A 7975-nucleotide genomic window follows, 5' to 3' on the forward strand; every position below is an offset into this window, starting at 1 on the left:
CGGGACTCACGCGGTTCCGTGCGATCCCGTGGAGTTGGGGCGCTCAGATCGAGTTGCGACACGCGCCGCGCAGTCGAGCCAAATCCTGGGCAGAATCAGTTTCCTGGTTCGCGGAGGCCTTCAGCTTTTCAACGCGATCCATATCAGCGTCGATTTGGGCGCCTATGAGCGACGTGAGCCATTTCTTGGCCTCGATTACGCTTGAAGCCGAGAATGGTTGGCCAGGAAGTATACGTTTCCTCAAGATTGTTTCGACCATTGCGTAGGCGCCGCGTTCATTTTCAGCATGGAGGCGCGCATGCCGCGTTGCGGCACTGACCAAGCAGTCCTGATCACGGACCTCGCGCGCCACGTGTATGTTTCGGTCGATAATCTGAACGCGAATGCGCATCTTTGCCGCCAAGCCGCAGTAAAGTCCGGGCGATACCTCATTTACATCGACGCTTATGTCGGCCTGGTAAAGAACCTTTGACGTATATACGGCCATCAGGGGGCGGTGGGCCTCGCGTTTGGCTGCGCGCGCAAGCGAGTCGAGTTCCGGCAGCGTGGTGTCGAACAGCACGCGTTCGTCATCGATCTGATAGTCGATGGCAAGCGGTTCAATTCGCGCTTCGGCGCATTCGGCACGGGCTTGCGTATGAACCGTGGCAGCAACGAGGCAAGCCAGCGCCCATGCTGCGAAGCGCGCGTTTGCGAGAGGCGATTTCATGCCGAACTCCTCTCGGTTACAAGTTCAAGCGCGGCCTTTTTCTTGGCCCGTTCCTCACCGCGAACGTCTTCGCGCTCCTTGCCGCCGAACAGCAGATACAGCGCCGGCAGCACGAGAAGGGTCAGCAAGGTCGCGCTGATCAGGCCACCGATCACCACTATGGCGAGCGGTTTTTGCACTTCGGCGCCGGTCCCCGTCGCCAGCGCCATGGGCACGAACCCCAGCGCCGCGACCAGAGCGGTCATCACCACTGGACGCAACCGCGTGAGCGCGCCCTGGCGGAGCGCTTCCGGAAGTGACATGCCCTCCGCCTGCAACTGCTTCACATAGGTGAGCAGCACGAGGCCGTTGAGGACGGCGATGCCGGACAAGGCGATGAAGCCGACCGCGGCCGAGACCGAAAAGGGCAGGCCCGCGCTCCACAGCGCCGCGATGCCGCCGGTCATCGCGAGGGGAACGGCGCTGAACACCAGCAGCGCGTCGCGCACTCGTCCCAGGGCGGCGAACAGCAGGAACAGGATCATCGCGAAACAGGCGGGCGTGACCACCATCAGGCGGGACTTTGCCGCGAGCAGGTTTTCGTATTGCCCGCCCCATTGCAGCCAGTAGCCCGGCGGAACGGGGACCTCGGCCCGCGTGCGCTGCTGGATTTCGCTTACGACCGACGCCACGTCTCGCCCGCGCACATTGGCGGTGACGACCACGCGCCGCTTGCCGTTCTCGCGCGAGATCTGGTTTGGCCCGTCGCGCTCCTCGAAACGAGCGATCTGCTTCATCAGTACGACCGGGCTGTTCGGTCCCGCGCCGGGCAGCGGCACGGGAAGATTCTTGAGCGCGTCGATGTCCGAGCGCAGGTTTTCTCCGAGCCGGATCGTCAGGGCGAAACGGCGGTCGCCCTCGAAGACATAACCGGCTTCGCGACCGCCGACAGCGGCGCCGATGACGTCCTGCACCGCCGCGACGTTCAGGCCGAACCGCGCCGCCGCTTCCTTGTCGACCGAAATCTCAAGGAAGGGCAGACCGTTGATCTGCTCGACCTTCACGTCCTGCGCGCCGTTGGTCGCGCGCACGACGCCCGCGATCTGGTTGGCGACGCGGAGCATCGGCTCGAATTCGTCGCCGAACACTTTTATCGCGACATCGCCGCGCACGCCGGCCAGGAGTTCGTTGAAACGCATCTGGATCGGCTGCGAGAATTCGTAGACGTTGCCGGGCAGCGCCCCCGCGGCCTCGGCCATCCGTCCTTGCAGCGCCTCCTTGCTCTCCTGCGGATCGGGCCATTCTGCCTGGGGCTTGAGGATGATGAACGTATCGGAGCTGTTGACGGGCATGGGGTCGGAGGCGACCTCCGCCGTGCCGGTCTTGGAAAAGACCAACTTGACCTCGGGAAAGGCGGCGATGGCCTTTTCGACCTGCGACTGCATGGCCTGCGATTGGCTGAGCGAGGCGCTGGGAATGCGCAAGGCGTTCATCGCAATGTTCTTCTCGTCCAGCGTCGGGATGAATTCCTGGCCGAGGTGGCCGAACAGCAGCAGCGCCAGCAAAAACAAAACCGCCGCGCCGGTCGTCATCCTGAGCGGCGCTCTCATGGCGAAGGCGAGCGAGGGCCGGTAAATCCGCCGCAGCGCGCGGACGATGCGATTGTCCTCCTCGGTTTCAGGCGCGGGAACGGCGATGGCGATCAACGCTGGAACCAGCGTCAGCGAAAGCACGAAGGCCGCCACCAGCGCTATGATCACCGTGAGCGCCATTGGTTGGAACATCTTGCCTTCAACACCCGTAAAGGTGAGCAGCGGCACGTAGACCAGGATGATGATCGCCTGGCCATACAAGGACGGGCGGATCATTTCCTGCGATGCGCCGATCACCACACCCATGCGCTCGGGCTGACGCAGGGCGCGCCCCAGCGCGTGACGGCGTTCGGCGAGACGGCGCAAGGCGTTCTCCGTGACGATCACCGCGCCATCGACGATCAGGCCAAAATCGAGCGCGCCGAGGCTCATCAGATTGGCGCTGACCTTGGTCTCGACCATGCCGGTGAAGGTCATGAGCATGGCGAAGGGAATGACCAGCGCGCTGATCAGCGCCGCGCGCAAATTGCCGAGCAACAGGAACAGCACGGCGATGACTAGCAGCGCGCCCTCGGCGAGATTTTTGGCCACGGTCTGCACGGTGGCATCGACGAGTTGCATGCGGTTGAGCACCGGCGTTAGCATGACGTCCGGCGGCATGTTGCGCGCGATCTCGCCGATCTTGGCGTCGACGGCCGCGGCGGCGGTGCGGCTGTTGCCGCCGATCAGCATCAGTGCGGTGCCGACGACCACTTCGCGGCCGTTGGCGCTGGCGCTGCCTGTGCGCAGATCGGCCCCGACCGACACCTGGGCGACGTTCTTGACCCGGATGGGAACACCGCCGCGCGATGCGATCACCACGTTCTCGATATCCGCGAGCGTTTCGAGCCGCCCGATCGCGCGCACGACATAGGCTTCGCCGTTTCGCTCTATATAGCCCGCGCCGCGATTGGCATTATTGGCCTCGAGCGCGGCGGCGAGATCGGCGAAGGAAACGCCGGCGGCGATGAGCCGGTTGGGCTCAGGCTGCACCTGATAAAGCTTTTCAAAGCCGCCAATCGAATCCACGCCTGCTATGCCAGGGACCATCTTGACCTGCGGGCGCACGATCCAGTTCTGCACCGTGCGGAGATAGGCGGCCTGTTCGATGTCCGTGCGCAGGCGCTGGCCTTCCGGCGTCAGATAGGAGCCGTCCTTTTGCCAGCCGGTCGGCGGATCGGCTTCGATCGTCTCCGGCCTCGGCTTGTAGGACAGCGTCCACATGTAGATTTCGCCAAGGCCGGTCGAGATCGGCCCCATGCGCGGTTCGACGCCGCTGGGCAGCGCCGCCTTGGCCTCGCGCAGCCTTTCGTTGACCTGCTGGCGCGCGAAATAGATGTCTGTCTTCTCGGAAAAGACCGCCGTCACCTGCGAGAAACCGTTGCGCGACAGCGAGCGGGTGTATTCGAGACCGGTCACGCCCGCCAAGGCGGTCTCCACCTGGAACGTGACCTGTTTCTCGACGTCCTGAGGCGAGAGCCAGGGCGCAACCGTGTTAATTTGCACCTGGTTGTTGGTGACGTCAGGGACGGCGTCGATCGGCAGCTTCTGCAAGGCGAACACGCCGAAAGCCGCCGCCATCAGGCTGAGGAAGACAACGACCCAGCGTTGATGCACGGAGAATTCAAGGATGCGCGAGATCATGGTCGCCTCAATCGTCGTGGGCGGCTTCGGCTTTGCCGAGTTCCGCCTTGAGAATAAAGGAATTGGCCGCGGCGATGGTCTCGCCCGACGTCAGCCCCTCAGTGATTTCGACAAATTGTGCGTCCGAGCGGCCCAGCGCGACGTTGCGCGCGACGAACCCTTTGTCATTGCGCACGAACAGGCTGGTCTTGCCCTCGATGGTCTGGAGCGCAGTCTTTGGCGCCCGCAGCGCCACACGCGTCTCCTGCACGGTGATGGTCGCGGTGACGAAGCCGCCCGGCCGCAGCACAAGCTCGGGATTGGCGACGGCGGCCAGCACCCGCGCCGTGCGAGTCTCGGGGTTCAGCACCGGCCCGATGAAGATGATCTGACCGGAGAAAGTTTCATCATTGGGCGCGCGCAGGGTCAGCGTCTGGCCTTCGCGGATCGCGTTCAATTCGCTAGCGGGGATGGACAGATCAATCCAGACGCGGCTGAGGTCGGCGATGGCGTAGAGTTCGGATGGGTCGTTGTTGCCGCCGACAGCGGCGCCGACATCGACCTTGCGTTCGATCACCCGTCCGGCGATCGGCGCACGTACCGGGTAAAGGCCGAGGTTGGCCGAGTTATCGTTGGACCGAAGGGCTTCGATTTCGCTGTCGCTGACGCCGAGCGCGCGCAGTTTTTGGCGGGCGAGATTTACGCGCAATTGCGCTGTGACCGCCGTCGTCTTTGCCTGGAGATAGACCTGTTCGGCGCTGATGCGCTTGGCCCAGAGTTTTTCGGCGCGCTCGAACAGGGTCTTCTGCAAGTCGTAATTAACCAGCGACGCCTGCCATTCGCTCTTGGCGTCCGCGACTTCGCGGCTGTCGAGCATGGCGACGATTTCGCCGCTGGCGACTTTCTCGCCGAGCCGCTTGCGCAATTCGGCCACGGTGCCGATGACCTTTGCCGGCACGCGGGCGACGTGATCCTGATCAACGATGATGACGCCGGGCGCCGTTAGTTGCTCCGCAATGACGCCGGGTTCGACCAGCGTCAAGACGACGCCGGCCTTGTCGATCTGCGCGGAGGCCAGAGAAATTTCGCCATGAGCAGGGCGTTCCTCATGAGTTTCCGGTGCTTCTCCTGGTTTGGCGAGGGAAATGGCAGGCGACAGGGATATAGCCAGCGCCATCAAGGCAGGCCGCAGTAAAAAGCTGAGCATTCATCGTCTCCGATCATTCAGTCGGCCGCGAACCGGGAACGCGGCTGCGCCGCGGTTCATGCATTGGTCATAGTTTATGCGGCAATGGGTAATTTCATCCGGCCGCCGGGTCGGGGGGGCGGCATCCTGCAAACAGATCCTTTTTCTATTTTCGCAGCTCTGAACATGAGCCGCACGGCTCGGGTGGTCACAGTCGTTGAACAGCGAAATTCGCTGCGCGGCGCCCGCTTCGGAGGCGACGACGAAGGCCAGAACGACTGACAAGGCTAGGATAGTGCGGCACATGATTAACTCCCGATACGCCTCTCCATGCGCAAGATTGCGCGGCGGCGCTCGCGCCTGAGGCGCTTGAGATTATTTTCCAGAGAAGATGCAAACCCAGCTGCGACCGCAGCCGAGCCCGTTGACAACTTCAGCGCGAGACTGGCCCGTTGGCGCCGAGGCTCATGCATTGGTCATAACTGATGCGGCAATGGGTGAGCCCATGCGGTGGTCCCTTGGACGAGGGGCCGAATTGCTGCGAACAGGCCCATCTGGTGTTCTCGCAGCCTTGGACGTGGTCTGAGCGGGTGGGATGGCCGCAATCGTCGGGTAGCGAAAAACGTGCGGCTCTCGCCTCAGAAGCGAGGACGAAGGTCAGAACGGCGAATAGGGCAAGGAAAGAGCGACTCATGATCATTTACTCCAACGCCGCGCGATGCGCGTGTGCTCGCAGCGACGTTCGCGCCAAGGGCGCTTGAGGATTGAAGGAAGAGGAGATGCGGCGCGTTACGCAGCGCGCAGGTTCAGGCCGTGAGCCGAGGCGGCCTGAACAGCGAATCCGGGCGCAGACCCGAAAGCAAACCCTGCTGTGGTGTGAACAGAGGTTCGGAAAAAATCGTCGGTGGAGGCGTGAAACCGTCACCGTGACGCCAAAGGGCAATCGAGCAGCAGCCGCAGCCGGAAAAACAGCAGCCGCAGCCTGTCTCGTTGCTCGCGACGCTATCCGGCAGCGACGCCGAGGGCGTGGAGAGCTTTATCGGGTTGGAGACGGAAGCCGCAGCGATTTCTGCGCTGGGCTTCACCGTGTCTGTCCAGGCGAGGCGCAGTTCTGCTTGCCCATGATCGTGGCGCGACTTGCCATAGACGTGCCCAAACGCCGCAAGCGCGACCAGAAGGATCGCGAGCGCAACACGGGCAAATGGGAATAAGGAGCCGCGAATCATTGAGCTATTTTTACACCTAAATATGAACTTACATTTATCACGAAAGAATGCGCCGGAATATAGGCGAGCCTCGATCATCGACGCTCAATCCTCCCGCCCTTCGCTCGAAGCAAGAGCTGCGCTCATGTCGCCGCTCTACCAAAGCGCGGCAGTCGCAGAGCGTTTGTCATCGCCACGAGCCGGTCGGAGCTAGTCGTTCCAGTGGTTAGGGAGCGAGTCAAAACGCTGCGCTGCTCGACGATCTCGGTTTACGCCTGACCTTCCTTCTGCGCGAGCGCCTCAAGAATGCGGCAGTCAGCGACTGTGTCGTTGCGGCATTGTCCAATGATTGTCTCCAGCTCCTGCTGCATCGCTGTCAGGTCGGCCAGCTTCCGCTTCACCTCCGCCAAATGTTCGCGGGCAATCACAGCTACCGCTTTGCACGACCGGTTTTTCTGGTTGGCAAGATCGAGCAACGCCCGAATTTGCTCAATGGAAAAGCCCAGGTCACGACCGCGGCGGGTGAAAATGAGGCGCATCAAGTGAGTGGCGCAGTATTCACGGTAATTTCCCGCCGTCCGGGGCGGTGCGGGCAAAAGGCCAATGCGCTCGTAATAGCGGATCGTTTCCACTTTCGTAGCCGCCGCTCGAGCCAACTCCCCGATGTTCATGGCGGATCCTTGACCCTGTAGCAACTACAGAGTTTATAACAAAAGTCGCCCAAAATTGCCGAAAAATATTGGGAGACCAGCGATGCGCAGACTTAAGGTTCTGGCGGCTACGGCTACGATTACGATGCTAATCGGCGGCGGGGCGTCCCTCATGGCGCAACAGCCTCAAGGCCAACCCGGCAATCCATGGAGCCATTGCTGCGGCACGCAGCCTTGGCCGATGGGGCCAGGGGGAATGATGGGGCCGGGAGGGATGATGGGGCCGGGAATGCGGGGCAGCATGCCGCGCCACCACGCCGCCATGATGTCGGGAATCCCCGCGCCCTACGATGCGATGAGCAATCCGCTCTCCAGAACTCGCGAAACTGTCGAACGCGGCGCCCGCATTTATACGGAAAATTGCGCATCCTGCCACGGCGCAACGGGCTTTGGCGACGGACCGGCCGGGCGCGAACTCTCGCCGCGGCCTGGCAATCTTGCATGGCTCTCCGAAATGCCGATGGGACAGTGGGACTCATTCATGTACTGGACCGTCGCAGAAGGCGGAGCCCAGTTCGGGACCGCCATGCCGGCGTTCAAGGACAGTTTGGCAAAAGACGAAATCTGGGCGGTCATCGCCTATGTTCAGGCGCAGTTGCCGCAGAGCGTTAAATAGTGGCGCTGGCAAGTCCGTTGTTATGGCATTGTCCGGCGAAGTCGCGCGGTGAACCGGCGTTTGAACTTCGGAGAAATTGCCTATGACCTATTACATCAACCGCGTCCTGCCCGTCGCGTTCGACGTGGCGATCGCGCGCACCAAGGAAGCCCTGAAAACGGAAGGCTTCGGCGTCCTGACCGAAATCAACGTGCAGGAGACATTGAAGGCGAAGATCGGGGTCGATTTTCCCAAATATGTCATCCTTGGCGCTTGCAACCCGACCCTGGCGCACGAAGCGCTCCAGTTGGAGAACAAAGTCGGCACGATGCTGCCC

The 7975-nt window shown here is 62.2% G+C and carries 8 protein-coding genes; 2 read left to right on the forward strand and 6 right to left on the reverse strand.

Annotation, left to right across the window (positions count from 1 at the left end):
* Window positions 1-43: 43 nt before the first annotated feature.
* The 6 genes from QZ409_RS15525 to QZ409_RS15550 all read right to left on the reverse strand — a co-directional run bounded on the left by QZ409_RS15525 (window position 44) and on the right by QZ409_RS15550 (window position 7004).
* Window positions 44-709: a hypothetical protein gene (locus QZ409_RS15525; RefSeq protein WP_296713108.1), complete on the reverse strand. Its 666-nt coding sequence runs from the start codon at window positions 707-709 to the stop codon at window positions 44-46.
* On the reverse strand, window positions 706-3963 hold the full coding sequence (locus QZ409_RS15530; RefSeq protein WP_296713110.1) for a CusA/CzcA family heavy metal efflux RND transporter: 3258 nt from the start codon (window positions 3961-3963) through the stop codon (window positions 706-708). Before QZ409_RS15530 ends, QZ409_RS15525 begins: the two co-directional genes overlap by 4 nt.
* Before the next feature lie 7 nt (window positions 3964-3970).
* Window positions 3971-5149 (reverse strand): efflux RND transporter periplasmic adaptor subunit, encoded by a 1179-nt coding sequence (locus QZ409_RS15535; RefSeq protein WP_296713112.1) that lies wholly within the window; start codon window positions 5147-5149, stop codon window positions 3971-3973.
* 412 nt (window positions 5150-5561) lie between these two features.
* Window positions 5562-5822, reverse strand: coding sequence for a hypothetical protein (locus QZ409_RS15540; RefSeq protein ID WP_296713115.1), 261 nt, complete (start codon window positions 5820-5822; stop codon window positions 5562-5564).
* 112 nt (window positions 5823-5934) lie between these two features.
* Complete coding sequence (locus QZ409_RS15545; protein WP_296713118.1) at window positions 5935-6432, reverse strand: hypothetical protein; 498 nt, start codon at window positions 6430-6432, stop codon at window positions 5935-5937.
* 170 nt (window positions 6433-6602) lie between these two features.
* On the reverse strand, window positions 6603-7004 hold the full coding sequence (locus QZ409_RS15550) for a helix-turn-helix domain-containing protein (RefSeq protein WP_296713120.1): 402 nt from the start codon (window positions 7002-7004) through the stop codon (window positions 6603-6605).
* A gap of 82 nt (window positions 7005-7086) precedes the next feature.
* Here QZ409_RS15550 and QZ409_RS15555 point away from each other — a divergent pair, with 82 nt between their 5' ends.
* Window positions 7087-7659, forward strand: a complete 573-nt coding sequence (locus tag QZ409_RS15555) for a cytochrome c (RefSeq protein WP_296713123.1) — start codon at window positions 7087-7089, stop codon at window positions 7657-7659.
* A gap of 82 nt (window positions 7660-7741) precedes the next feature.
* Window positions 7742-7975: DUF302 domain-containing protein (locus QZ409_RS15560; RefSeq protein ID WP_296713125.1), on the forward strand; the 234-nt coding region annotated here is incomplete at its 3' end.

The organism is Rhodoblastus sp. (assembly GCF_019449565.1).
GTDB lineage: Bacteria > Pseudomonadota > Alphaproteobacteria > Rhizobiales > Beijerinckiaceae > Rhodoblastus.